Genomic DNA, 25,821 nt, shown 5'->3' on the forward strand with positions numbered 1-25,821 from the left:
GCGAGCACCCTGCCGTCAGGCATCAGCGTTGCCGTTGGCTGTCTGCGTGCCTGCGCCATGCTGCCGGTCTGCGACCAGGTACCAGCCGCTGGATCGTAGAGTTCGGCCGAAGCCCACTGATCGAGCGCTCTGCCGGTGAGTTCTCGGGTCGCGACAGACGTAACGGCGCTGGGCTCTGCAGAATCATCGCTTACGGTTTGTCACAACCTCATCGTCAACGCCAAATGAACGTGGGTCGTTTTTACGGGTAAGCACGGCAACTTGCAGTGCCTCTAACCTCAAAGAAGGATTTATCATGAAGAAGCTGTTCGCCGCTGTCGCCTCCCTCGCCATCGCCGGCGCCGCTTTCGCCCAAGGCGTTGCCCCGGCTCCCGCTGCTGCCCCGGCACCGGCCGCTCCGGTTGCGCAAGCCGCTCCGGCTCCCGCCGTGAAGGCACCCGCCAAGACCGCTACCCATAAGCACGCCAAGGCCACCAAGGCCACCAAGGTGAGCACGGCGAAGGCTGCTCCGGCTGAAGCGAAGGCCACCCCCGTCGCGGCTGGGAAGGTCGCGCCGGCCCCCACCGCCACGAAGCAGTAACGCGGCGTCTGCAAGGCGGGCAGAAGGGTAGTCGTTCGAGCCAAACCTTCCGCAAGCCTTCAGCGGCTTCTCAAGAAAACAGCCGACCGATTGGTCGGCTGTTTTGCTTTGTGCGCCCAGCATGGGCGCACTCTTGTGGGTGCAAGTCCCACCGTAAGTTGATCACAGCGAACGAAGCGAAACGCAACTGCGTGAGGGTGACCGAGCGTGGGGAGGAAGCGTGGAGCGAAGTTGCGAGCCGAGGGACACGAACCGGATAGAAGGCGGTGCTAACCAGGACGAGCGGGCAAGGAACCGCGAAGTTCTTGTGATCAAGGGGAGGCGGCTTAAATCCGGCGGTTGTGCAGCGAAGGAGTGCGTTCTTACCTGGGGACGCCCCGCCTTGCGCCTGAAAGGGCGACGGCGTCGAGCCGGAGCGGGGTCTCAGCAGAGGTCATAGTAGTCGGGGGTAGCGAAGGCTCGAGTCCGCCGACGAAGGACCGAACGAGAGGGAGTGTTCGAAGCCGTGTCGATGCAACAGGCATTGCGTCAGAAGCCCGCGCGAGCGGGGCGAGCGAGGGAAGCGGACGGTGAAGCCGGCCGGGAACGCGCCTGCGACGAAGCCTGCGGCCCGCGACGCGAACCGGAGAGCACAGGGTCGGCGCTGCTGGCAGCAGCGCTGACGCGAGAGAACCTGAAGCAGGCGTTCAGGCGAGTCCGACGAAACAAAGGCGCCGCTGGCGTGGATGGTCTGGATATTGATCAGACCGCCCGCCATCTGGTGTCGGCGTGGCCGGCGATTCGCCAGCAACTGCTCAAGGGGAGGTACCGGCCCAGTCCGGTACGGCGGGTAACGATTCCGAAGCCGGATGGAGGAGGCGAGCGCGAGCTTGGTATCCCGACGGCGACGGATCGGCTGAAGATCAATTCATCCCAGTTCGGTGCGCCGTGTAATTGGGCCGCAAGATCGAGGCCACTCGCGAAGTGGGATGCGTAACGTTCTGGCTAGGTTCCGGCCATGCAGATGGCCGCAGCGACCGGCTCTGCCCGACCCATCCGAGTCATTCGACTGCGCAAGGACGAAGGGCCAAGTCGGCCGATCTCCGGCTCTTCACCGGATACCAAGCTTTGGCCGGTGTCGTGCCTCGAAGCGACATTGCTCAATGGGGGACAGTCGGCGATGCATCAAGGCAGCGGAATCTCGAAGATCCATTTCAGTGTCCAGCGGTCCGCCGCTTGCGACAGGCCGCGCCCGACACCGAAGTTGAAGACCAGTGGGCCGTGGTTGACGTCGAACGCCAGGTAGAGCGTCTGCGCCTGCTTCGGGCCCATCGCTGGATGGTTGAGACGGCCTAGGTCCATGTAGTATTCCACACCGGCGCGCAACCAAGGCAACACCGAGCGCGCCACCTTGAAGCTGGGGACGAATTCCGGCACGCCGCTTTTGTCGGGGCCGGCCAGGCTCCAGTCGAGCACGGGGTTGACGGCTAGCAGCCAGCGGGCGTTCTGGTAGCCGAAGATCGGCCGCAGCTCCGCCGCGCGCGTGGACTGGTCAAAGCGCTGGTCGACGTGCGCCAGTTCGACATTGGCCCCCGCGAAATATCCCACTCCATCCTGCAGCCGCACGGGCAGCCATTTGAGGCGGATCTTGGGCCCGGTCACGTAGTAGGTGTTGTCGCGCGTCAAGACGGTCGGGATGTAGAAGCCCAGCTCCCAGCCCGGAGCCAGACCGTATGAAAACTCGGCCGTGGCGCGCCAAGCGTGGGGGGTGGTGACCTCGCCCGGATACGACGGCTGGGAATTGCCGCTCGGCGTGGTGTTCAGGTGCAGTTCCAGCCCGAATTCTCCAGGCGCGTTGATGTCGCCTGTGTAGACCTGGATTTCGTCAGGCAGCGCCGCATGGGCGGGCGAGGCCACCCACGATGCCAAGGCGACGCACAGGGTCAGGCATAGGCTGAATATGCGGCAATTCATGGTTGGCTCGGGGCAAAGATGCCAATCATAGCCGGCAAGCATTAACAGGGCAATGTCGGTAGATTCTAATAATGAGAAGGAAAGTACGAGTGATTCGGATATGCGGGTGCGACATCTTCGGAATTCTCCGCCAGAGCACGCAACAGAAATCGCCGCCTTGCTGAAGCTGGGGTGAAGCGGCCGTCTGAATGGCACAGCCTGGGCGATATCGAGCATCGCTTGCTGGCCCGACACCGGCCGTAGGTTCGTTATTTGTTGAAGGGCCGTAGATCGGCCGACTCGGCCTTCCAGTTCGGCGCCGACGGATTCTCAACGTGGCCGGGAAGGGCCCGATCGCCCCAGGTGGCCGGAAAATCCGGCAGCAACGGGCTGTAGCCGACCGAGGCCGTGTGGAAACGTCTCTCGAATCGGACCAATGCGCCCCCGTTACTATCTTCGTGTCCCGATGATCGGGGCTTTGGCCAGCCAGGCCCGGCATGATTCTCGCCCCCAGTCGCCCATGATCCGGGGGGTGTTGTCACCGGGCCTGGTGGGTGGCTGGTGATCGCTAATAGGGGCTCGGCTGGAACATCTGGAGGCCGTCCGTAACGTGGATGCCGAGACTTGCCACCGTTGTTGCAGGCCAAACCGCTCAATCTGCAAAACCTTCGATGCAAGACAACCAACAACATAGCTCCGTCGATGTATTCGTCGGCGTCGATGTCGGCAAAGGCCACCATCATGCCGTCGCTCTCGATCGGAACGGAAAGCGCCTGTACAACAAAGCGCTGCCCAACGATGAGGCCAAACTGCGCGCGCTCATCGCCGAACTCAAGGCACACGGCCAACTTCTGTTCATCGTCGATCAGCCCGCCACCATCGGCGCGCTGCCTGTGGCAGTCGCCCGTGATGAAGGTGTCCTGGTCGCCTATCTGCCGGGTCTGGCCATGCGCCGCATCGCCGATCTGCATGCAGGTGAAGCCAAGACTGACGCCCGCGATGCCGCCATCATTGCAGAAGCCGCCCGCTCAATGCCGCATACGCTGCGCTCGCTTAGACTGGCGGACGAGCAACTTGCCGAACTCACCATGCTGTGCGGCTTCGATGACGATCTCGCCGCGCAGATCACGCAGACTAGCAACCGCATTCGCGGACTGCTCACCCAGATCCATCCCGCTCTGGAGCGGGTTCTGGGGCCGCGCCTCGATCATCCAGCCGTGCTTGACCTGCTTGAGCGATATCCGTCGCCCGCCGAACTTGCAGCCGCCAGCGAGAAGACGCTCGCTAACCGCCTCACCAAACTCGCACCCCGCATGGGCAAAAGCCTCGCGGCCGAAATCGTTCAGGCGCTCAGCGAGCAGGCGGTAATCGTACCTGGCACTCAGGCAGCAACGATCGTCATGCCGCGTCTGGCACAGCAGCGTAAGGGCCCGGTGAACCCGTCTTGAAGGGAAGCAGGAGAGCAAGGAGCATCGTGTCCATCTAAATTCTTGGTGGACACGTGAACACTATCGAAGAGAGCGTACCAGCGCGACGCCGACGTCAGCATAGCGCCGAGTTCAAGGCCAAAGCCGTCCAGGACTGCATGCATCCTGGTGTTTCGATTGCGGCAGTAGCGCTGCACCATCGCGTGAACGCGAATCTGCTGCGGCGCTGGGTCGCTGAGCACCAAGCGTTGGAAGCCGCGGGCGAAGCCCGCGCATTGATGACAGTACCCCAAGCCGAGTTCATCCCGCTGCAGATCGGCGATCCCACGCCGACGCCGGCGATACCGGATATACAGATCGAAGTGCGACGCGGTGCAGCGACGATCAACATTCGTTGGCCGGGATCGGCCGCAGCAGAGTGTGGCGAATGGCTTCAGGGGTGGTTGCGTTGATCCGCGTCGAGGCAATCTGGCTAGCCACCGAGCCGCTGGACATGCGAGCGGGAACAGATACGGTCTTGGCTCGGGTGGTGAAGGTATTTGGAGCCGCCCGGCCACATCATGCTTATCTCTTCACGAACAAGCGTGCCACGCGGATCAAGGTGCTGGTGTACGACGGCATTGGCATCTGGTTGGCGACGCGGCGGCTCAATAAGGGTCGCTTCGTCTGGACCGACGGTATGACAGCCATCACGACGCCGCTGTGTCGGGAGCAACTGGATGCGTTGGTGCTGGGCCTGCCTTGGCAGCGCTTGGGCCGCGATGAGGCGATCACCGTGCTTTAGTCGTGGCTTGGCACAGGAGCCGAGCGTCCATTGGGGGCTGTGCCAATGGTTGGAGTGACCGGGAACTGGCAAGATTCGGAACATGAATCCCGCCGAGAACCTGGACGACCTGAGCCCACAGCAATTGCGCGAGTTGGCTGCGACGCTGCGGGCGCAGATCCAGGAGCATGACGCCGTCATTGCGCGGCACGCGCAGGAGTTGCGCTACCGGCAAACCAAGATCGATCAGCTCACTCACGAGCTAGCCATCCACAAGCGTTGGAAGTTCGGCAAACGCAGCGAGCAACTGACATCGGCCCAGGCAAGCTTGCTGGAGGAAGCCCTCGATGCAGACCTTGAGGCAATCGAAGCCGAGTTGGAAGCGCTGATGCCGCCGTCCAAGTCGGAGCCCAGGGACAAGCCGAAACGCCAGGCGCTTCCGCCTCAATTGCCTCGCACCGAGATCCGTCACGAGCCAGAGTCCGAGACCTGCACGTGCGGCTGCGCGCTCAAGCGCATTGGCGAAGACGTCAGTGAGAAGCTGGATTACACCCCTGGCGTGTTCACGGTCGAACGTCATATCCGGGGCAAGTGGGTATGCGGGCAATGTGAGACTCTCACTCAGGCACCGGTTCCTCCCCACGTCATCGACAAGGGCATCCCCACCGCCGGGCTGCTGGCGCATACGCTGGTGTCCAAGTTTGGCGACCATCTTCCTCTGTATCGGCAAGAACGCATCTACGCGCGGGCCGGCCTGGCAATCCCGCAATCGACGCTGGGTGCGTGGGTCGGTATCTGCGGTGTGCGACTGCAACCGCTGGTGGATGCCCTGCAGGCTGAGGTATTGACCCAGAGCGTACTGCACGCCGACGAGACACCAGTGCAGATGCTCTCGCCAGGCGACGGCAAGACGCATCGCGCCTACCTGTGGGCCTACGCACCGAGCCAGCTCTCATCGTTGCGTGCAGTGATCTATCAGTTTGCACCTAGCCGCAGCGGCGAACATGCTCGCGCATTCTTGCAGGACTGGCAGGGCAAGCTGGTATGCGACGACTTCTCTGGCTACAAGGCCAGCTTCGGCGGTGGCATCGTCGAGATTGGGTGCATGGCTCACGCGCGTCGTAAGTACTTTGAGCTGCACGACAAGCACAAGAGCGAGTTGGCTGGCCAGGCGCTACGCTTCATTGCCGGGCTCTACGAGATCGAGCGAGAGGTGCGGGACGCAGAACCAGAACTACGCTTGGAAGCGCGACAGCAGCGGGCCAGACCAATCCTGGACGCACTGCATCTCTGGCTTGAAGAACAAAGGCGGCGGGTGCCAGACGGTTCGGCCATTGCGCGAGCTATCGACTACAGCCTCAAACGCTGGGTGGCACTCGTGCGCTACGTTGAGGATCCAGCCGTGCCTATCGATAACAACCATATCGAAGGGCAAATACGGCCTATCGCTCTTGGAAGATCGAACTGGCTGTTCGCAGGTTCGCTGCGCGCTGGCCAGCGCGCCGCCGCAGTCATGAGTCTGATCCAGTCGGCGAAGCTCAATGGGCATGACCCCTACGCCTACTTGAAAGACGTGCTTACGCGACTGCCAACCCAGAAGACCGCTGACATCGCGGAGCTCCTGCCACATCGCTGGACTGCCTCCGTCCTCCCTGAGTAGCCACGTCAAGACGGGTTCACCGGGCGCTTACACAGCAGCTCGCTGCCTTACGCAAGCAACGCGACGAGGTTGCCAGCGAAGTTGAACGCCTGGTGCATGCGAACCCTCTTTGGCCAGTCCTGACCAGCATGCCGGGAGTCGGCGTCAGGACCGCCGCCAGACTCCTCACTGAAGTCGCCCACAAAGTCTTCGCTTCGGCCGCGCATCTTGCCGCCTACGCTGGCCTGGCGCCAGTAACTCGACGCTCCGGCTCATCCATCCGTGGCGAGCACCCGTCCAGGCGGGGCAACAAGGTCCTTAAGAGAGCACTCTTCCTCTCTGCCTTTGCCGCCTTGCGGGACCCTGTCTCACGGGACTACTACGCCCGCAAGGTCCAACAGGGCAAGCGCCACAACCAAGCGCTCATTGCTCTTGCCAGACGTCGCTGCGACGTGCTGTTCGCCATGCTGCGTGACGGCACCTTCTATCAACCGAAATCCGGCCCTAATGCTTGACGAACCACATAGGGGCACCCCCCGGGGCGTAGCCTGCCTTATCGAATTTTCGGCTAATCGGGTCGTGGGATGACGTCGAAACGGGTGCGAATAGTGCTAATGGCCCCTGAGGGCGATCTTCAGCCCATTTTGTGGGCGTAAATAGGTGCTTACGCACCCACCAGGCGCATCGCCTTCATTGTTTTCGAGAATCCGAGAATTCTGAGCACGCGCTTGAGGTTGTACGCCAGAACATGCAGGCTCATTTCAGTACCTACATTGGGTAGCGTGCGCGTCAGGAAGTGCGTGTCGCCCATCCAATGTTTGAAGGTTCCGAAGACATGCTCGACCGTTCGCCTGCGGACCGCTGGATTAGGATATAAACTATCTCCATTCAGATCTCGATTAGAAAGGAAACTCACATGGCGTCCTATAAGGAACTCATGTCCCAGAAGCAGGCCCTCGAAGCCCAACTGGAACAGGTACGCGCCAATGAAGTAGCCGGTGTCATCGAGAAGATTCGGAGCCTAATGGCGGACTATGGCTTGACGGCCGAAGACATTGCCAAGCGCCGTCGCGGCCGCCCCGCTGGCAGCGGTGCGAGCAAGCCGAAGTCGGAGCTGCCCCCTAAGTACCACGACCCCAAGACCGGGAAGACCTGGTCTGGCCGTGGTCGCCAACCGGCTTGGCTCGGTAAGAACCCCAAGCGATTCCTGATTGCCGAAGAAGCCTGATTCTCAGCTTCTCGCCCTGAAGTAGTATTTGCCCCTGCACTGTGCAGGGGTTTTGTTTTTTTGAGAGCAGCACCATGTCCCTTGAAGCGATTCACGCCGAGATCATGCTTGCGCGGCCCTACCTGATTCCTTGCGAACGCACTGAGAAGGGGATAAGGAATGGATATTCCTATTGGCTGCGGGTTCCGCCCAGCAAGGAGCTGCAAGTCATCCGTCTTTCGCAAGAGGACGGCAGCTATGAGCTCGTGCGTTCGGCCAGCGAGCGCAAAACCCTCGCGAAAGTTCGACAGCCTTTCTCCGGTTCAGTAGCCGAGCTCGTGGCCATCATCGATGAGCAGATCGACATCATCCGGGAAGCCGGAGCGTTAGTCACTTGGAATGATTCGCATGGAGTCGACGGCTGTCGAGTCCATGGACATGCGTGCACTTGCGGATGCTGCGACCTGTGGTGGTCACGTCCTCGGCCACAATCTCGACGCGCAGTCGGCGATAACCGACGTGGGCCCAAGAAGGCCGCCTTCCACCGACCAGGCCCTGCAGCGGCATTGCGTCGACTTTGCGCGACGCAATCGGTGATTCGCGGTCATCCGTGGCCAGGGATTCTTCGCGACAAATAGAGCAAACCATGAGGGCTCTCAAGACCGAGCGGCGTTAGGCAATACGGCGCATGGCTTCGAGCATGGAATACCCTTGACTCGTTAAGCGAGGGTGGGCATTTGCGCTATCGTGTCCGTACTCCATTGTCACCAGTTTGTGGACCAGCAAGCCGTCCAACTGTTCCGGTTCGAGATCGTCGATGTCTTGCGCATCGCCAAGCAGTAGCAGCGCGGCAATTTCATGCGGACTGAGCATGTCAGGCTCCTCTGTCGGGGAGACGGAAAAGGAACTACGACTGCTGGTCCGTGGACGGAGTTCCACGGAGGATGATTGGAACAACACTAAGTGAATTCGGTGCGAGGACGCGCTGAGTATGCGCACACCGAACGTTGACACTAAACGCTCTTGTCCCCGGAATCAAGCGCTACGTGTGCTGCAATGCAGCGACGAAGCGGAACCCATCGGCTTGTTGGTCGATGTTTCAGGCGTTTCGCAACCCAATGGTGCGCCCCGGATCACTGCAGATTGAGACAAAGGTTATACTTCGCGCTCCAACGAACAACGGATAATCAACATGGTCGCAGCAACCAAAGCAACGACGCCGACGAGCGCGGTTACCAAAAAGAAGCCTGTCGCAAAGAAGTTGACGGCACCGACGAAGAAGGCGAGCGTGCTCGCACGTGAAGCCGAGGTAGCGAAAAAGCGCTTGTTGAAACTGCGCGCCGACACGAAGAAGGCGATTGAGGCGGCAAAGCGTGACGTGGCGAAAGCAACGGAAGCCGCAAAGTCCGCCGCGCGTTTTGAAAGGCAAGCCGCCAAGGACAAGCTCGCGGCGAAGAAGGCGAAAGCTGCAGGCGTCAAGAAGGCATCGGCCAAAACCGCCGCTACGAAGGTCGCCCCGAAAAAGGCTGCCGGTAGCAAAGCCGCCGCGACGGTTGTGTCGAAGAAGGCTGCGGTGAAAGCCGTGACGAAGAAACGTGTCCCGGCGAAGAAAGTGGCATCGACCGTCACGACTCCCGAAGCTTCGGTGTGATTTTTCCCGTCGACTGAACTGGCCTTCGGCAACCGGTCGATTGAAGCAGGATGGGCGCACACCGGCGCCCAGTTTGATCGCCCGGACAAGCCGCAAGGAGCTTCGGCCTGTTCTTCACCAGCAGTATCCCGCCTCTGGCTCTGACTTCGTGAGTGCTGCGGCCCCATCCCGTTGATGCTCTGCTCGATTTACGAGGCCTGCCCAGCACGCCCCATATCTTGATCCCGCGTTTTTGCATCCGCTAACCGCTGGCCATTCGCATACATCTGGCTGGGCAAACGCTCCCGCTCCGCAGCTGAGTCACCCATTGACTACGCGCTGAGGCAAGCAACGCGTCGCCATGACACCAACTTCCCATGGCAAGCGTCAGGCCCATGCCCACGATATTCGTCTGCAGCTGCGCGTACCCATTTCTGCGTGCCGTGAAAGGAGCGTCTCCTGATCATGCGGTCATCTTGCGTGCCCCTACGCGGCCAGTGTCGGCGTCAAACGCGCCTGACATCGGGTGTCCGATTTCTTCATGGACGTTCCACGGCTCTCTTCCGCGAGGTGGAGAGCATTTTTTTGCCCTGATCGAGTGCGTGCAGAAGCGAAGAAGAGCCCCGAAACATTATCGCGTACGCGATATAGGCCTCGAAGAGGCCCCCGTGCAGGCCGCGTAGGTCCTTTCGCCGTTCCACCAAATCATGCTGGCGGCCTTGGCGCTCAAGGTTAAGCAACTCGCATTCCCTTTTCGGGTAATGTGCCCGTCGAGGGCTCGGACGCGCGTAAGAGGGCAGCAAGTCCGGGTTTTTCCGTCAAGGCCCAGGCAGGAAAGAAGGCAAGATCATCGGCTGTACCGTCACCGTCGAAATTTGCATCGAACCGCCGGCGCAGCGCCACCAATGACGAATCCCCGAGCGTTTGCATGAGCGCGCCAAGCTTTTTCGGGGACAGCCAAGCAAGCTCCGACAAAAGCGGCCACGCCGAATCAAGCCCCTGGAGCCGGTAGACCGTCTCGGCCATCCAGGCGAGCGGGATTGGAATGCGTCGCCATGACCCGATTCGCTTGATGCTGTCACATGCCTTCGTCCACTCCGCTGCGCGCATCCATAGCGGTGCCGCATGCCATTCGGGCATCTCCCGGTGAAACGGTAATTGAGAGGCGGCCCCGGCGATGGCGCGCCACAGCGGTAGGCACCAAGCCATGCCCGCTGCGTCGCCGAATGCCCGGCGCGCTGCCGCCACGCACGGCAAACACCACGCTTCGCATCTGTCGCGCAGTGCCGCGTGATTCGTGAAGTGTTCGTGGACGGGTGACTCCAGCACACCGACAAGCGTCTCCAGGGTTGGCACAAGCGCGTCGTCTGGATATTCCGCGCCCAGGCGCTGCAGTGCTTCACGCCCGGCGGCGGCATTGCGTTGCTCAAGCGCTGTGGGCACGTCGTTGCGAAGCATGACATCGCGACCATCTTCGAAGAGATCGAGCTGATTCGTCACGGCGTTCACGTTGGTAGTCACCCCTGGAGGACCGGCCCAACATCGCCGGGCACAACAAATCTTCAGGGATGGTAGCTACTGCCACGACTACGGGCAATCCGCGACCGGCCAACCATCTCTGCGTGCGAGATAAGAGTTCCGCCCAAGGCGGCCAGGCAAATCAAGGCGCGACTCACGGCGCAGATCCTGTTCTGGACCTCAGGAAGGCTGCATGGCAATGCGTTACTCCGTCCACACAGCATCGACATCCCGCATTAGGTGTCCAGCGAGGATGTAGTCCCCGAGCTTCTCCGCTTTTCCCTCCAGGCGCTCCAAGTCAGTCGCTGCTTCAACGACAAGGGCTTTCCCGTTCGGCACCGACCAACGATTCCAAGAACCTTCACTGTTCCAAGACAGTCGCTCACAAGATCAGCCACTATCGCCGGGGTCAGGACGACGTGGTCCATTTCATTTTTCTACACGTGAAGTAGCGCGAGCGTGGCCAGGACTCCACCGACTGCACCCGCGCCATATGAGACGGCCTGTAACCAGCGGCGGCGCGACAACAGGGTGATGGCCGCCAGCGCGATCGCGACCTGGACGGCGACGACAGCTTGCGCCCAACGGTGGTGGTGATGAACGGCTGCCTCGCTGGCTTCATCTGCTCGCTTTGCTTGCTCTTCTTGTGCGTCCGCCTTCTGACGAATGGCCTCCTTTTCGGACCCGTACCGCTTGGCCTCTCGCTGAGCCGCGGCCTGATCGACACCAGGTAGTTGCGCGGTCAGTTCCGCGATAGCCTGTTTCTGGCCCTTGGCCTGATAGTAGGCCCACTGATTGGCTGCCTCCGTCTTGTGGATAGCAGCTTCGTTTTTCAGCAGCAGCGCCTCGTTTTGTGTCGCCCCGCCCTGGTAGCCGAAAATGGCACCTGCCGTAGACAGAATTGCCGTCATTACGGCGATGCGCCCAGCAAAGCTGTCGGCGTGGCCAGCTTCCGCTGCGTGTTCCAGCGCGTGGTCGTGGGCCCCATGGACATGGAATCCTTCAGACATCTGTTGTTCTCTTTTCCCTTATTTCATGAGCCGCATTCCGGCGCCCTTGGCCGCTTTCGTGTCAAACGTCATTGTGTATTCACACTGCGCGTCGTGACACATCCGTTCAATTAGGCAGTCGGCGAAATCGGCCGATGATCCGCCATAAAGGCGCAATGCCTTCCAGACTGTTTCCGCCGATTCGACTACTAATTCCTTCGTCCGTAGCAGCGTCTCGACCACCTGCGTGATTTCATCGCGGTCCGCACTATAAGCCAGTCCCAATACCCACACGACTTCGACAAGGGCCACCTGTGTGACATAACCCGGGGAGTCCGCAGTCAGCGACTCGATCAGTTCGGTTGCCTGCTTAGCCTGCACAGGTTCATCTTGCGCGAAGTACCGGACTAGCACATTCGTGTCGAGACCAATCATCGGGCGGAAGCCCCTTGTTCCGCTATCGCTGCGTTCATGTCGTCGATCGAGACCGGCTTAGAGGGCTTGCGAATAATGCCCTTGAGAGCGGTTACCGAACGGGTAGCAGGGACCACTTCATATCGTCCCGTCTGTTCATTGAGCACGAATTCGATCCGGTCCCCCGTAGACAGGCCCAGATGGGTCCGCACATCCACAGGAATCGTAACCTGCCCTTTTGATGTCACGGTTGCAGAAGCCATAGCGCCTCCTGATATTTCATTTCCTTACTTTAATGTAAGGAATGCGGAAGGGCAAGCGCATTCTCTCATCCTTGTAACACCACTACCAAGGCGCAGTTGATGCGGCATCCGGGTCACACGCAGCACAAGTTGCTTAGACTGCCCCCACCTCTGCCATAGCCAGGGTCTTGGCGCGTTTGATGTTCATCGATTCTCTATCTCGGAATACGCCCGATTTTCGGACCTGTTATGAGAGAGAAACGGCAGGCGCCAGGCGTCAGCAAAAATTCCGGCTCGTGGTACCCAGCCGGCCGAGCATCGACGAAAGATCCACGACGCGCTGAGCGATCAGATGTCGCACTTCGCCTTCGCATTGCCACTGTCCGTAGATGCCGGCCATCCTCGCGGTGAGGACCTCTTTGCGAAAGCGTTCGAAGACGCCAGGCCACACGATCACGTTCACAACGCCGGTCTCATCCTCCAATGTCATGAAGATGACGCCATTTGAGGTGCTCGGGCGCTGCCGCACCGTCACAATGCCGGCCGCACGGGCGGTCTGCCGCGGCTGGTAATGCGCAAGCTCCGAGGCTGGCACAAAACGCCGCTCGGCCAGTATTGGGCGCAGCAAGGCGAGCGGGTGGCGACGAAGCGTCAGGCCCATCGCCCTGTAGTCCCCGACGATCTCCTCGCCCTCGGTCGCCTGCGCCAGTTCCGCCGGCTCTTCGACGAGTTCAGCAGCCCGCAGCATGTCCTTGTCGGGCACCGCCGCAGCGGCCAGCCAAAGGGCCTGCCGGCGCCCGCCCGTCATCGCTGCCAGGGCATTGCCTGCGGCGAGCGCTTGCAGGTCGTTCCGATCGAGCCCCGCACGCCGAGCCAGTTCCGCAGTGCTGGCGAACGGCCGAATCGCGCGGGCCTCCTCGATGCGCTGCGCGGCCTCTCGCCGCATACCGCGTATCAGCGAGAGGCCGAGTCGCACTGCCGGCCGGGTACCGCCGGACGAATGCTCAAGAGCGGAATCCCAGCCGCTCACTGATACATCTGCGGGCAGGACGATGACCCCGTGCCGCTTCGCATCCTGCACCAACTGCGAGGGCGTGTAGAAGCCCATGGGCTGGCTGTTCAGCATCGCGCAAAGGAAGGCCTCGGGCTCATGGCATTTCAGCCAGGCGCTGGCGTAGACGAGCAGGGCGAAGCTGGCTGCGTGGCTCTCGGGGAATCCGTATTCGCCGAAGCCCTGGATCTGTCGGAAGATGCTTTCGGCGAACTCGCGGTCGTAGCCACGCTCGAGCATGCCCGAGACGATCCGGTCGTAATACTTGTCGATACCTCCCTTGCGCTTCCACGCGGCCATTGCGCGCCGCAACTGGTCGGCTTCGCCCGCCGAGAAGCCGGCGGCCAGCATGGTCACCTGCATCACCTGCTCCTGGAAGATCGGCACACCCAGCGTGCGGGACAGCGCCTTTTCCATCGCGGCGCTGGGATACGTGACTGGCTCGAAGCCCTGCCGCCGGCAGAGGTAAGGGTGCACCATGCCGCCCTGAACCGGTCCGGGGCGAACAATGGCGACCTCAATGACCAGATCGTAGAACGTGCGAGGCTTTAGGCGTGGCAGCATCGACATCTGGGCGCGCGATTCGATCTGGAAGACGCCTACCGTATCGGCCTGGCAGATCATGTCGTAGGTCGCCGGGTCTTCCGCGGGAATGTCCTGCAGCTCGAAGGCCTCGCCGCGCTGCTCGGCAACGAGGTCCAGCGCGCGTCGCACGGCGGACAGCATGCCGAGCGCCAGGACGTCCACCTTGAGCAAACCCAAGGCGTCCAGATCATCCTTGTCCCACTGAATCACGCTGCGGTCCACCATCGCGGCATTCTCAATGGGCACGAGTCGTGACAACTTGTCGCGCGCGAGCACGAAGCCGCCCGTGTGCTGGGACAGATGGCGGGGAAAGCCGAGTAATGAGACGGCCATGTTCGCCCATCGTTGGGAAAGCTCAGCTTGAGCGTCGACGCCGCTTTCTGCGAAGCGCTTGAGCAGATCCGCCTTGCCATCGAACCAGTGATGCGACTTGGCGACGAGGTCCACGATAGCCGGATCCACACCCAGCGCTTTGCCGGTATCGCGCAAGGCGCTGCGCGGGCGGTAAGTCGTCACCGCGGCCGCGAGCGCTGCCCGATCTCGCCCATATTTGCGGTACAGGTACTGGATGACCTCTTCGCGTCGCTGGTGCTCGAAGTCGACGTCGATGTCCGGGGGCTCGCCGCGCTCCTTGGAAATGAACCGCTTGAACAGGAGGTTGCCGCGCGCGGGGTCGACTTCCGTGATGCCCAGGCAGTAGCAGACTGCGGAATTGGCCGCCGAGCCACGGCCCTGGCACAGAATACCGTTGGAGCCTGCGAAGCGGACAATGTCATAGACGGTCAAGAAGTAGCGCTCATAGTCCATGTCCCGGACGAGCGCCAGTTCATGCTCGAGCTACTGTTGCACGACAAGAGGAATGCCGGCGGGGAAGCGGCGGTGGGCCCCGGCGTATGTCTCGGCGCGCAGATAGTCCGCTGGTGTGGTGCCATCCGGCACCACTTCGTCGGGGTATTCATACCGCAACTCATCCAACGAAAACTGGCAGAGGTTGGCGATGTGGATGGATTCGGTGAGATAGCGGTGCGGGTAGATGTTCGCCAGGCGCAGGCGCGAACGCAGGTGCTGCTCGGCATTGGGTGCCAGGTCGTAGCCGCACTCTGGAACAGGACGGCCCACGCGGATCGCCGTCAGCACGTCGTGCATTGGCTTGCGCGAGCGCACGTGCATGGTGACGCAGCCGATGGCCACGAGGCGCAGATGGTGGCGCGCGGCGGCCGCCTCGACCGTCCCGCGGTGAATATCGTCCATCGGGCGGTACAGCAGGTTCAGGCCCATCCAGGCCCGACCGGCGAAGGTGGTGCTCACCCATGACGCTTGCGTGTCGAGCTTGTCGGCCGGCACGCCGTAATCCGGCGTGAAGACGATCAGGCAGTCGGGCAAACCCTTGAGGTGCTGGTGGGGCGCCTCCGGTGCCGCGAGGTCGCGTGGCGTCAGAACATAGGAGCCTTTGGCGGCGCGCATGCGAGCCAGCGTGATCAGAGGCCAGCTTCCAGTAATGCAGCCTGCGCCGAAGAGTCGCTAGGTCGCCGCTTGCGGAAGGTTTCCAGGTTGCTGAGCTTCCATCGCAGTGCGGGCATTTCGGCGGCATGCCGACATTGCAGCAGGGACCAATCAGGTTCCGCGCGGGCCAGGCCACACAGAAATTGCTTTTGAGCCGCACTCAGCCGTCGCGGCAATTCCTGACGCAGTCGCTCGCGAGCCTCCAGCAAAGTTTCCAGGGAACAGGGAACCTCAGTCATGCCGACAAACGCCCGGTCGTACTCTGCGGCGATATCCTTGTCGTTGCCGAGAAGGACTTCATGCGTGGGCCGGTTGTGGCCTGCTAAATAGACCACGAAGCATTCCACCATGCCGTCGGTAAGGCTGCCCGATTCATAGAGTTGCCACACGTCGAAGGTCGCGGGGATGCTGCCGGTCCAGCGCGGCCACCAGCTTGCCTGCGTAAAGTTCATCCTGCGTCAGGATCGGCAGCTCGAACTCGACGCCGAACAGGTCGCTGGCCTCGGCACACAACGGCCGGTGCTCCACCGGCAATACGGTTCCACGGAACACCACGTTCACCTCGACCTTCACTTGGCTCGTCTCGTTCTCGACGATCAGCTTGGTTTCTCCGAGATCCTTGGCCCGGATCAGGCGTGTTTGCAGGCCCAGCGGCTGAACCCGTTCCCCGATGGCAGCCAACTCCTGGTTGATCGCCCGGAGCGCCTCATCGCGCGGCACTTGCCACGGCAGGTACACCACGTCGATGTCAACCGATAGACGTGGCATGTTCCGCACGAAAAGGTTGATGCCGGTGCCGCCCTTGATGGCGAAAATGTCGTAGGCAAACACGTCGGGTGCGACGGTCAGCAGCAAGCGAACGGTGTCTGCGTAGGTTTTATCCACGGGGTTTTAGGCTAAGCAAAGTGCCGTCGTCCAGTCGGCTCATCCAGCGCTTGGGGCTGCCAGTACGTACCGCGTACTGTTCCAGCAGGGTATCCACGTCCACGAGGTTCGTTTCGCGTGCCCATGTGAGGAACAGGCGTACTGCCTTCACGCTGGTACAGCAGGTCAGCAAGCGTCCCAGCAGATCCTTTCGGGGCGAGCGCAACCCGTCGAAGAGATTACGAGCCTCTTCAAGGCTTTGCTTGACACCCACCTCGTACAGCAGTTCGAGCATGGCGCGTTCGGGGGTGGCAACGTGCAACCCTTCTGGCAGGCTCGGAGGGGTGGTCAGGGTTTTACGTGTCAATTCGTCGTCGGGCCAGTCGAACAGGTGAGCATGGACGTAGCGCCCGGGAAAACGCTTCGTGAACCAGGTCGGCAAGGGAAAGCGGTTGTCTCCCCATAGCACCAGTGCATCCCGGCTGCCGAGGTTGTGCCTCACACCTTGCCAGGCCAGCGCACTTTTGCCACCGACATGAAGCCCCGGCACCCGCCTCTGGAGGAACAACAATGCGCCGTAGACGCTGAAGTCATCGTTCGGATACGCGTAGACGCCTTGAGCGAGACGCACGAGCCACCCGCCGTCGACGTAATGGGCGGCGAGTTGGGGCGAGACGCCGAATTGACTCAGCACGGCAAGGTCGAACGGGGCTCCGCGGGGCAGCTCCGCCTGTAGACGCTTGATTACATCATATCTGGAACTTAACTCCATGTTTGTAATTCTATACCAAATCCAATCACCGCTCGTCCCGAGACAGCCTAATGATCGAAAAATAGCAATTGGCTTTATTATCTCAGCCCGATCTAATCACCCCTGATTTCCCGACAGACGGCGGTCCCACCCAGCGGGCCGAGCGTTGTGGTCGCCGCAAGCCGACGTCCGATGCACTGGCGCCCGCGGCGCGACGCCGCTGTCGCAGTCACCACCGGGGCCTGACTCGCGTTTCTTCCGGCATTGGGAACCCGTCCGTACACTCGCAACACGATTTAACATAACCCTTATTCGGCGTATTTGAGCTGTAGCGGCAAAGTTGTAATGTCCGGTTTTGGCAAAGTTCAAATGTCCGCCTGAGCGGTCCATTCGTGTTATTTAGCCTGCCCCGGTTGAACACGATGGAGACGCCAGAGGATGGCTAAATCCGAGGTCATTACAGTCAGCATGCATGAGTTAGACAGGCTCAAGACCGTCCAGGCGGTTGTGGATGGTCAGTTACGGCCCGGTGTGGCCGCAGAACGATTGGAGATCACGGACCGGCAGTTGCGGCGGTTGCTGGAGCGCTACCGGCAAGAAGGTCCGTCGGGACTCGTGACCCGCAAGCGCGGCCGTCCGAGCAACAACCGGCTGTCGGCCGACCGCGAAGCCGCGGCGCTGGGCCTGATCCGGGAACACTACGCCGACTTCGGGCCGACGCTGGCCTGCGAGAAGCTCCGCGAACGCCATGGACTCACGTTGTCCAAGGAAACGATCCGCCGCCTGATGACGGCATCTGGGCTTTGGATACCGCGCAAACAGCGGCCGCCGAAGGTCTACCAGCCGCGCAACCGCCGTGCCTGCTATGGCGAGCTGATTCAGATCGACGGCTGCGATCACCGCTGGTTTGAGGAGCGCGCTGCGGCCTGCACGCTGCTGGTCTATGTCGACGACGCCACCAGCCGGATCATGGAACTGCGCTTTACCCATTCCGAGGCCACGTTCACATACTTCGCTGCAACTCGCGCCTACCTGGAGCGCCATGGCAAGCCGGTGGCGTTTTACAGCGACAAGGCCAGCGTCTTCCGGGTCAACAAGCCGAATGCCACCGGCGGCGATGGCCATACCCAGTTTTCCCGGGCCTTGTTCGAGCTGAACATCGAGGGCATCTGCGCCAACAGCAGCCAGGCCAAGGGCCGCGTCGAACGGACCCACCTGACGTTGCAGGACCGCTTGGTCAAGGAGCTGCGCCTTCGCAATATCAGCACCATGGAAGCTGCCAACGCCTTCATGCCCGAATTCATCGCGGACTACAACGCGCGCTTCGCCAAGGTCCCGCGTAACAGCCATAACGCGCATCGTCCGCTGCGACCGGATGAGAACCTGGATCTGATCTTCGCCTGGCGCGAACCACGCTGCGTCTCGAAGAGCCTGACGATCCAGTACGACAAGATGCTCTACCTGCTGGCAGATACACCCGAGCACCGCAAGCTCGCCGGTCGCTATATCGACGTCTACCACTACCCCGACGGCAGGATCGAGCCACGCGCGAATGGCGTCGCCCTGCCCTACACCATCTACGACAAGCTGTCGGAAGTCGATCAGGGGGCAATCGTGGATAACAAGCGGCTGGGGCACGTATTGCAACTGGCGCAGTACGTTCAGGAGAAACGCGACAACACGCGATCTCTCTCTTTGCCTGCCACCGAAGGCGTTGTCCGCAAGCGTGGGCGACCGCCAGGCAAGAAGTCACAGCGCTCGCTGGATCAGAACGACATGTTGGAAGCGCTAAAACGCTTACAGCAGCAACCGTGGCCGCTTAACGGAACTGAGAACTGATTTCCGCTTACTCCTGGGAATTCAAATCCGCCCTGCTGGAATGACAGCCCCACCCTGAGCTGGACTCCGTCGTGTCAGGCCAGCACCACCGCCCTACGGGAACCTCAAAAGACTGAACAAACAAGCTGAAAAGACGCCGGACAACCGGACATTTCAACTTTGCTGGCGCCCGGACATTTCAACTTAGCTTTGACATGAGCCTTTTGGAGCACATGCCGGGAAACTGGCTTCTCCGGCATGTCGGCCGCCCACAGCAGTAAATGTGGTGTTCGGCGATAACTTCATTCCGCGCCACCGAACAGCGGTTCCAATCCCCATGCGACCGAATCGCCAAGGCTCGCTGCGCAGAGCCTGATGCTGCGCGCCGATGTTGGGTCGGGGGCATCGACTCAGAGCAAACGTGTCACCCTTCCCGGGATGTACCTCATGAGCTGCTTTTTTTGTATCAATAGAATCACATTGTTCCGGAACCCTTAGCAGATCGATAACGAAATGGCTTAGCAATCAATTTTGACTTGTTATACAATCAAAACTGAGCAAACAAGAGATCATGACGCCGAACTATAAGAAGCCCTTCAGTCAGTTTATTAAGAAGGCGCATAAGCCACTTCAGTTGAGAATCGAGGACGAAGTGGAGGTCGTCTGTGACAACCCGAACATCGGGGAAGCGAAAGTGGGCGATCTGACGGGGATCTGGGTCCACAAGTTCAAATTCAACCGCCAAGAATACTTGATGGCCTATCGGCCACCCACTCCAGAGCAGAGAGCCGAAGGCATTGACATTGATCTGTTGCTGATCGATTTTTGCCAGGTTGGCTCGCATGTGGAGGTGACCCGCTTTTTCGGACAGTGCCTATCTTGAGTAAGCAGGAGGTGCACCATGCCGAAAACGCGCCCACCGTACAGTGCGGTCTTCCGTCAGCAAATGGTTGACTTGGTCCATGCAGGTCGCCGTCCGGAGGATCTGGCCAAGGAGTTCGAACCCACGGCCCAGACGATCTACAACTGGGTTGCCCAAGCGGATCGCGATGCCGGCGTTCGTCAGGACGGCCTGACCACGGCGGAGCGCCAGGAACTCACGCGGCTGCGCCGTGAGAACCGGCAACTCAAAATGGAGAGGGAGATACTTGCAAAAGCCGCGGCCTGGTTTGCCCGGGAGACCGACACGCTGCCCGACAAGGGTTCGAGTTCATGAAGGCAAATCAGGACCGCTTTCCGCTGTCCACCATGGCGCGGCTGCTTAAGGTCTCGCGCAGCGGCTTCCATGCATGGATGGAACGACGTCCGAGCGCTCATGCCGTGAGTGACAAGCTGTTGCTCGCGCAAATCCGTGAGATTCACGCCCGCTCGCGCGGTACCTATGGGATGCCACGTGTGCATGCCATGCTGCTGCGCCAAGGTATCCACGTCGGGCGCAAGCGCGTGGCGCGTCTGATGCGTGAGGCCGGCCTGCGCGGGGCTTGCCGGCCGCGCTTCATTTGCACCACCCACCGTGCGCCAGCGGGCAGACCCGCGCCCGATCTGGTGCAGCGACACTTCTCTGCCGATGCGCCAAATCAGCTGTGGGTCGCCGATGCGACATACATTCCGACCGTTGCCGGCTTTTACTATCTGGCTGTCGTGTTGGACGTGTACAGCCGGCGCATCGTAGGTTGGGCCATGGGTAGTCATCTGCGCACCGCACTGATGCTGCAAGCGCTGGACATGGCGCTGGCGCAGCGACATCCCAGCGCAGTGATTCACCATTCGGACCAGGGCTGCCAATACACGTCTGTTGCCTTCGGGCGACGTTGCCGCGAGGCCGGCGTTCAGCCTTCGATGGGCTCGGTGGGCGATGCCTACGACAACGCCATGTGCGAGTCCTTCTTCGCAACGCTCGAATGCGAGCTGCTGATGCGTTCGCGCTTCGCCACGCACGACGACGCCCGTCAGGCATTGTTCACCTGGATCGAGGGTTGGTACAACTCGCATCGCCTGCACAGCGCACTGGGATATCGGTCTCCGCAGGAGTTTGAAAAGCTTCCCGTCAATGGCATGAATCCGGCGCTACACCGGGCATACACTGCCCCATCACAAGGAGAAAACCCATCGACATAAAATTCCAATGCGAATCTGTCCGATGAAACGGGGCAACCCCAATGAGAATTTTTACGACGAGCTCAAGAAGTACCTGAAGGCAGAGAGGAAAGCATGAACATCATGACCGCAGAAGAGCTAATGAAGACTCTTGGCAAGATGCCTGCTCAGGAGCGGCTCAAGTTTTTTGCCCTGGTGGGTCAACAGGCATTCCGCGACGAGAACCTGAGCCACGACGAAGTCTTTGGCCATTTGGCTCACGACGACTTCACGGCAGCCGAGGCCGCCGAATACCTTGAGGTCTCGATGGCTACCTTCCGCCGCTTCGTACACGATGGAAAGTTGACTGCCCATGCCGAAGTCGGCCGCAGCCAGCTATTTGCTGTGGCGGATCTGAAGGCATTCAAGCGCCAACGCCAGGCCATCAAGGGCTGAGCCCACCAGAACTGCCAACAACGCAAAAGGGCGCTTCGGCGCCCTTTGCTTTTTTCTCGCACGCTGCGTCCCAGCTCACTGCTGCGTCCGCTCATCAGTGCAATTTTCTGCGCAGAAGATTGATCCCAACTTTGTCGCTGCCAGGCACCAGGCTAGCCGTGGCCGCCCGGGGTGAGGAAAAATGCTTTCGGCTTGAGTTGAAGAGGTTGCGAGGTCAGCATCTAACCACTGGGGCGGGCCCGCCTTGCCATTGCCGGGGCCCCAGTAGAGTGAAAGCATCCATGAGACGAAACGCCCATTCGGCGAATCTGAGCCCATAAATCACATTTGATGGCCTCAACGAAGCCGTAGCCACCGCATGTTGCGCCGCACAACGGCGGCTGGTATTATTCAGCATCCCCCCATTCTGCGCACACCGGATTCCGCGAGAGGCATTCCGGCCTCGACTATCCGTGCGCCATCCCACGATTTCGTTCGCACCCCGACAGCCTTGACCAGCCGTCATGTCCGCGACGATTGTCGGCCAATCCGTCGAGGAGAGTGTATTGGCAAATCCAGTTCGCGACGATTCAGCATCCCGCACGATCGCGGTCACGTCAAAGACCGGCCGCCGCTCTTCAAAAGGAAAGATCCAGGCGGTCGCAACACCGCTGGACAAAGCGTCCATGGCGCGTCAGGACGAGGAGCGTCAACGCCAGATGCGCGCGCTGATCGCGCTTGGCCGTGAGCGTGGCTATCTCACCCACGCGGACATCAACGATCACCTTCCCGACAACGTTACGCAAACTGCTGCGATGGAGACTATCGTCAGCACGTTCGGCGACATGGGGGTGGCCGTGTACGAGCAGACGCCCGACGCGGAGACGCTCCTGTTAAGCGACGCCGCGCCTGCCGCGGCATCCGACGATCAGGCGGACGAGGAAGCGGAAGCTGCACTGTCGACCGTCGATTCCGAATTCGGCCGCACGACTGATCCGGTCCGGCTGTACATGCGCGAAATGGGCGCCAGTGAACTGCTCACTCGCGCCGGCGAAATCGAAATCGCTAAACGCATTGAAGGCGGCTTGCAGGACATGATTCAGGCGATCGCCGCGTGCCCGTCAGTCGTGTCCACGATTCTCGCCGATGTGGACCGCATCGTTGCCGGCGAACTGCGTATCGACGAGCTGGTCGCTGGCATCAGCGACGATGTGAACGAAAGCGAAATGGCGCTGGAGTCCGATGAAGTTCAAGTGGAAGCAGACGCCTCCGACGATGACTCAGACGGTGATGAGGCTGAAGCGGACGCCGGGGATCCGGAGAAAGCGAACGCAGCCCGCCTCGAAGAACTCACGGTCGACAGTCTTGCGATTTTCGCGTGCGTGCGGGCACTGTTCGAGCAGTTGCCGGACGCGCCCGTGACCGGGAAAGCCCGTTCCGCAGCCGTTGCGCGACTGCGCTCGGAGATCCAGCGCGAACTGGCGCCGATCCGCTTCACGGCCAAGACGATCGACCGCCTGTGTGCCAGTGTGCACGAACAGGTTACCGAGGTTCGAGCGATCGAGCGCAGCATCCTGGAGATCGCCGTCGACCGTTGCGGCATGCCGCGCGAGGCGTTTGTCGAGTTGTTCCCGGGACACGAGACCGACCTTAAATGGACCCGCCACATGGCGGCGACTTCGCCGCAGTTTGGCGCCGCGCTCAAGCGACATCTGCCGGCCATTCAGGCCAGCCAGCAGAAGCTCATCGACATCGAGGCCAGGGTCTCGCTGCCCCTCCAGCAGCTCAAGCAGATCAATCGCCAGATGAGTGCCGCGGAGTTGAAGATGCGGCAGGCCAAGCGAGAGCTAATCGAAGCAAATCTTCGCCTTGTCATTTCAATCGCCAAGAAATACGTGAACCGCGGCATGCAGTTCCTGGATCTCATCCAGGAAGGCAATATCGGCCTGATGAAAGCGGTGGACAAGTTCGAATACCGGCGCGGCTGGAAGTTTTCGACGTACGCCACCTGGTGGGTCCGACAGGCTGTCACGCGCGCGCTTGCCGATCAGGCGCGGACCATTCGTGTGCCGGTCCACATGATCGAGTTGATCAACAAGCTGAACCGGATTTCGCGCGAATTCCTGCAACAGACGGGACAGGAAGCGCATCCCGCTGTCCTCGCCGAGCGCATGGAGATGTCCGAGGAAAAAGTGCGCAGTATCCTCAAGAGCGCGAGGCAACCTGTCTCGCTCGAGACCCCTGTGGGCGACGACGCCGACGCGACGCTCGGCGACATGATTGAGGATGTCTCGGCGAGTTCACCGGCTGAGGCCGCGATTCAGGCGAATATGCGCGCCGCGATAGATGAGGCACTCGACGGGTTATCGCCGCGCGAGGCCAAGGTCCTGCGGATGCGATTCGGCCTCGATACGACCTCTGATCGTACGCTTGAAGAGGTCAGCAAGCAGTTCGACGTGACCCGCGAGCGGATCCGTCAGATTGAGATCAATGCGATGCGCAAACTGATGCATCCCAGTCGCGCTGACAAGTTGAGGCCCTTTCTCGAGCATTGAGAAAGGCGGAGGCGCGGCCCCTTTCGACGCCCTGCTCCAGACCCGCAGCGCAGAAGACTTACAGCGGTTTGATGCTCGCTGCCTGCTTCCCCTTGGGGCCCTGCTTGACTTCAAAACTGACCTTCTGGCCTTCCTGAAGTGATTTGAAGCCGCTTCCCTGAACCTCGGAGAAGTGCGCGAACAGGTCATCGCCGCCGTCGTCCGGCGTGATGAAGCCAAAACCCTTCGCATCGTTAAACCACTTGACGGTACCTGTTGCCATGTTCTGAATGTTCCAAGATTTAGATGACGCCGCCGGCCTGCGCCAGACGTGCGGCCATCTTGTATCACAGGTGAGCCGTCGCCGACAATCCGGTGTTATTTGAGCGGCTCCGCTGAGCCGTGCCATGACGCTTGCTGGGCGGAGTCAGCGACAAGGGGTCTCCTAGCGTTCGGCGAACGCTTCGGCCGCGTCCTTGACGCTCGAGCATGCCTCGCTCAAGCGCTTCCAACGGTGAGATGTTTTCGAGGGATGCCTTGGCAGAGGTCTGTCAGGTCGATCGCGCTCCGTCCTTCGCAGCGATCTCCCTAGCCTCGTTGAGGCCCTTCGGGCTGTCGAACTGCCGTTGCAGACTGATGACAGGCTCCGTCAGCTGTTATATCGACGCCTCACGCATTCGCATCCCCAATCTCGGCTGGGTGCGCATGCGCGAGACGTTGCGCTTTGCTGGCAAGATCATGTCGGCCACGGTCTCCCGTGTGGCCGACCGCTGGTTCGTCAGCATCACCGTGGACACACCCGACAGTTCGCACCTGCCCGAAGCCGAAAACCAAGGGGCAGTGGGTGTCGATCTGGGTGTGTCGGCGCTGGCCACGCTCTCGACGGGAGAGGCGATTCCTGGTCCCAAGCCGCACAAGGCTTTGCTAGCCCGCCTGCGCAAGCTATCGCGCAGCCTGTCGCGCAAGGTCAAGGGATCGGCCAATCGTCGCAAGGCGAAGGCAAAGCTGGCGAAGCTGCATGCCCGCATCGCAACCATCCGCTCGGATGCCCTGCACAAGCTCACGACTGATCTCACTCGCCGCTTCCACACCATCGGCATTGAAGACCTGAACGTGCGCGGCATGGTGAAGAACCGGCACCTGGCGCGTTCGATCGCCGACATGAGCTTCTTCGAACTGAGGCGGCAGCTGGAGTACAAGGCGGACATGCGCGGAGCCAAGGTGGTGGTGGCCGACCGCTTCTATGCCAGCAGCAAGACGTGCTCGGCGTGCGGACACAAGCTGGAGAGCTTGCCGCTGTCCATGCGCGAATGGATGTGTCCCCCGTGCGGGACGATTCACGACCGCGATGTGAACGCGGCCGTGAACCTGTGCAACCACGCCGTGAGTTCCACGGTGTCAGCCCGTGGAGAGGAAGGCTCTGGCTCGGATCGCAAGACCCGAGTGAAACCGTCCTCCGCGAAGCGGGAAGTCAGCTTTGTTCCTGTTTGAGCAGGAATGAGCAAGTCTGATGGAACGGTCGCCAACCTTTGCCGCATGGGGCGCTGCCTGCTCGAGCCAAGAACCATGCGCCTTCGGCACGACCAGCATCGTCAAACCCAGTCCGTCCAGCACACGCAGGACGTGCTCGAGATTGACGCCCTTGCCGTTCTCTAGCTTGGACAGCATGCCGACAGACACACCACAATGCCTTGCTGCCTGGTCAATAGGCATCGCTTCCCCTACTCGGGTGGCGCGAATGCGGTCACCCAGTTGCGGAATGGTACGGATGGTGGCGCGTGAGGGGGGCGTCGGATCAGGGAGTGGGACACGTTCCGTGCAGAAGGAAAGCCAGCGTGGAGGCGGCTCACAGGGTTCTTTCAC

General features: G+C 61.0%; 20 protein-coding genes and 8 pseudogenes. 15 read left to right on the forward strand and 13 right to left on the reverse strand.

The window, feature by feature from the left end:
* Positions 1-295: 295 nt before the first annotated feature.
* Positions 296-580 (forward strand): hypothetical protein, encoded by a 285-nt coding sequence (locus CupriaWKF_RS30480; protein WP_276103813.1) that lies wholly within the window; start codon positions 296-298, stop codon positions 578-580.
* A gap of 505 nt (positions 581-1,085) precedes the next feature.
* Positions 1,086-1,478 (forward strand): annotated as a pseudogene (locus CupriaWKF_RS30485) (group II intron reverse transcriptase/maturase); the annotation flags it as partial.
* 266 nt (positions 1,479-1,744) lie between these two features.
* Here the strand turns inward: CupriaWKF_RS30485 and CupriaWKF_RS30490 are convergent.
* On the reverse strand, positions 1,745-2,533 hold the full coding sequence (locus CupriaWKF_RS30490) for a hypothetical protein (RefSeq protein ID WP_276103814.1): 789 nt from the start codon (positions 2,531-2,533) through the stop codon (positions 1,745-1,747).
* 650 nt (positions 2,534-3,183) lie between these two features.
* Between CupriaWKF_RS30490 and CupriaWKF_RS30495 the strand changes: the two are divergent.
* The 5 genes and pseudogenes from CupriaWKF_RS30495 to CupriaWKF_RS30515 all read left to right on the forward strand — a co-directional run.
* Positions 3,184-3,930, forward strand: a pseudogene (locus tag CupriaWKF_RS30495) (IS110 family transposase); the annotation flags it as partial.
* Between the two features lie 83 nt (positions 3,931-4,013).
* Entirely contained in the window at positions 4,014-4,391 is a 378-nt protein-coding gene (locus CupriaWKF_RS30500; RefSeq protein ID WP_276103008.1) for a transposase, read from the forward strand.
* Positions 4,388-4,723 (forward strand): IS66 family insertion sequence element accessory protein TnpB, encoded by a 336-nt coding sequence (gene tnpB / locus CupriaWKF_RS30505; RefSeq protein WP_276103009.1) that lies wholly within the window; start codon positions 4,388-4,390, stop codon positions 4,721-4,723. Before CupriaWKF_RS30500 ends, tnpB begins: the two co-directional genes overlap by 4 nt.
* 82 nt (positions 4,724-4,805) lie before the next feature.
* Positions 4,806-6,362 carry an IS66 family transposase gene (locus CupriaWKF_RS30510; RefSeq protein WP_276103010.1) on the forward strand — a complete coding sequence of 519 codons (1,557 nt, stop codon included), beginning with the start codon at positions 4,806-4,808 and terminating at the stop codon, positions 6,360-6,362.
* 47 nt (positions 6,363-6,409) lie between these two features.
* Positions 6,410-6,856 (forward strand): annotated as a pseudogene (locus CupriaWKF_RS30515) (transposase); the annotation flags it as partial.
* A gap of 149 nt (positions 6,857-7,005) precedes the next feature.
* Here the strand turns inward: CupriaWKF_RS30515 and CupriaWKF_RS30520 are convergent.
* A pseudogene (locus CupriaWKF_RS30520) lies at positions 7,006-7,200 on the reverse strand (transposase); the annotation flags it as partial.
* 57 nt (positions 7,201-7,257) lie between these two features.
* Between CupriaWKF_RS30520 and CupriaWKF_RS30525 the strand changes: the two are divergent.
* Positions 7,258-7,569 (forward strand): H-NS histone family protein, encoded by a 312-nt coding sequence (locus tag CupriaWKF_RS30525; RefSeq protein ID WP_276103815.1) that lies wholly within the window; start codon positions 7,258-7,260, stop codon positions 7,567-7,569.
* A 651-nt stretch (positions 7,570-8,220) separates the two neighbouring features.
* Here CupriaWKF_RS30525 and CupriaWKF_RS30530 read toward each other — a convergent pair.
* Positions 8,221-8,421 (reverse strand): hypothetical protein, encoded by a 201-nt coding sequence (locus tag CupriaWKF_RS30530; RefSeq protein ID WP_276103816.1) that lies wholly within the window; start codon positions 8,419-8,421, stop codon positions 8,221-8,223.
* A 319-nt stretch (positions 8,422-8,740) separates the two neighbouring features.
* On the opposite strand from CupriaWKF_RS30530, the gene CupriaWKF_RS30535 reads away from it, so the two are divergent.
* A complete protein-coding gene (locus tag CupriaWKF_RS30535; RefSeq protein WP_276103817.1) occupies positions 8,741-9,199 on the forward strand; it encodes a fumarate hydratase in 459 nt (152 codons plus the stop codon).
* A gap of 711 nt (positions 9,200-9,910) precedes the next feature.
* Here CupriaWKF_RS30535 and CupriaWKF_RS30540 read toward each other — a convergent pair.
* From CupriaWKF_RS30540 to CupriaWKF_RS30575, 8 genes and pseudogenes are all read right to left on the reverse strand, one after another.
* Positions 9,911-10,687: a hypothetical protein gene (locus tag CupriaWKF_RS30540; protein WP_276103819.1), complete on the reverse strand. Its 777-nt coding sequence runs from the start codon at positions 10,685-10,687 to the stop codon at positions 9,911-9,913.
* A 213-nt stretch (positions 10,688-10,900) separates the two neighbouring features.
* A pseudogene (locus CupriaWKF_RS30545) lies at positions 10,901-11,002 on the reverse strand (PHA-granule associated protein 4); the annotation flags it as partial.
* Positions 11,003-11,133: 131 nt separating this feature from the next.
* Positions 11,134-11,706 (reverse strand): DUF4337 family protein, encoded by a 573-nt coding sequence (locus CupriaWKF_RS30550; RefSeq protein ID WP_276103820.1) that lies wholly within the window; start codon positions 11,704-11,706, stop codon positions 11,134-11,136.
* Between the two features lie 18 nt (positions 11,707-11,724).
* Complete coding sequence (locus tag CupriaWKF_RS30555) at positions 11,725-12,120, reverse strand: type II toxin-antitoxin system VapC family toxin (protein ID WP_276103821.1); 396 nt, start codon at positions 12,118-12,120, stop codon at positions 11,725-11,727.
* On the reverse strand, positions 12,117-12,362 hold the full coding sequence (locus CupriaWKF_RS30560; protein WP_276103822.1) for an AbrB/MazE/SpoVT family DNA-binding domain-containing protein: 246 nt from the start codon (positions 12,360-12,362) through the stop codon (positions 12,117-12,119). The genes CupriaWKF_RS30555 and CupriaWKF_RS30560 overlap by 4 nt, the downstream gene beginning before the upstream one ends.
* A gap of 256 nt (positions 12,363-12,618) precedes the next feature.
* A pseudogene (locus tag CupriaWKF_RS30565) lies at positions 12,619-15,459 on the reverse strand (error-prone DNA polymerase); the annotation flags it as partial.
* Positions 15,456-16,365, reverse strand: a pseudogene (locus tag CupriaWKF_RS30570) (nucleotidyl transferase AbiEii/AbiGii toxin family protein). The pseudogenes CupriaWKF_RS30570 and CupriaWKF_RS30565, both read right to left, overlap by 4 nt.
* On the reverse strand, positions 16,358-17,116 hold the full coding sequence (locus CupriaWKF_RS30575; protein ID WP_276103823.1) for a type IV toxin-antitoxin system AbiEi family antitoxin domain-containing protein: 759 nt from the start codon (positions 17,114-17,116) through the stop codon (positions 16,358-16,360). The pseudogene CupriaWKF_RS30570 and the gene CupriaWKF_RS30575 overlap by 8 nt, the downstream one beginning before the upstream one ends.
* Before the next feature lie 417 nt (positions 17,117-17,533).
* Here CupriaWKF_RS30575 and CupriaWKF_RS30580 point away from each other — a divergent pair, with 417 nt between their 5' ends.
* The 5 genes and pseudogenes from CupriaWKF_RS30580 to rpoD all read left to right on the forward strand — a co-directional run bounded on the left by CupriaWKF_RS30580 (position 17,534) and on the right by rpoD (position 23,979).
* The gene (locus tag CupriaWKF_RS30580; protein WP_276101523.1) at positions 17,534-18,934 is read left to right on the forward strand and encodes an ISNCY family transposase; all 1,401 of its coding nucleotides are present in this window, start codon (positions 17,534-17,536) and stop codon (positions 18,932-18,934) included.
* A gap of 550 nt (positions 18,935-19,484) precedes the next feature.
* Entirely contained in the window at positions 19,485-19,796 is a 312-nt protein-coding gene (locus tag CupriaWKF_RS30585; protein WP_276103824.1) for a type II toxin-antitoxin system RelE/ParE family toxin, read from the forward strand.
* An 18-nt stretch (positions 19,797-19,814) separates the two neighbouring features.
* A pseudogene (locus CupriaWKF_RS30590) lies at positions 19,815-20,953 on the forward strand (IS3 family transposase); the annotation flags it as partial.
* 171 nt (positions 20,954-21,124) lie between these two features.
* Positions 21,125-21,445, forward strand: a complete 321-nt coding sequence (locus CupriaWKF_RS30595) for a helix-turn-helix domain-containing protein (RefSeq protein ID WP_276103825.1) — start codon at positions 21,125-21,127, stop codon at positions 21,443-21,445.
* A 503-nt stretch (positions 21,446-21,948) separates the two neighbouring features.
* Positions 21,949-23,979: an RNA polymerase sigma factor RpoD gene (gene rpoD, locus CupriaWKF_RS30600; protein WP_276103827.1), complete on the forward strand. Its 2,031-nt coding sequence runs from the start codon at positions 21,949-21,951 to the stop codon at positions 23,977-23,979.
* A gap of 58 nt (positions 23,980-24,037) precedes the next feature.
* On the opposite strand, the gene CupriaWKF_RS30605 is transcribed toward rpoD, so the two are convergent.
* Positions 24,038-24,241, reverse strand: a complete 204-nt coding sequence (locus CupriaWKF_RS30605; RefSeq protein ID WP_115666647.1) for a cold-shock protein — start codon at positions 24,239-24,241, stop codon at positions 24,038-24,040.
* A gap of 353 nt (positions 24,242-24,594) precedes the next feature.
* Here CupriaWKF_RS30605 and CupriaWKF_RS30610 point away from each other — a divergent pair, with 353 nt between their 5' ends.
* Positions 24,595-25,449 carry an RNA-guided endonuclease TnpB family protein gene (locus CupriaWKF_RS30610; protein WP_276103828.1) on the forward strand — a complete coding sequence of 285 codons (855 nt, stop codon included), beginning with the start codon at positions 24,595-24,597 and terminating at the stop codon, positions 25,447-25,449.
* Here the strand turns inward: CupriaWKF_RS30610 and CupriaWKF_RS30615 are convergent.
* Positions 25,357-25,671, reverse strand: coding sequence for a helix-turn-helix domain-containing protein (locus CupriaWKF_RS30615; protein WP_276103829.1), 315 nt, complete (start codon positions 25,669-25,671; stop codon positions 25,357-25,359). The two genes, CupriaWKF_RS30610 and CupriaWKF_RS30615, sit on opposite strands and share 93 nt — an antisense overlap.
* Positions 25,672-25,821: the final 150 nt, after the last annotated feature.

Source organism: Cupriavidus sp. WKF15 (genome assembly GCF_029278605.1).
Classification (GTDB): domain Bacteria; phylum Pseudomonadota; class Gammaproteobacteria; order Burkholderiales; family Burkholderiaceae; genus Cupriavidus.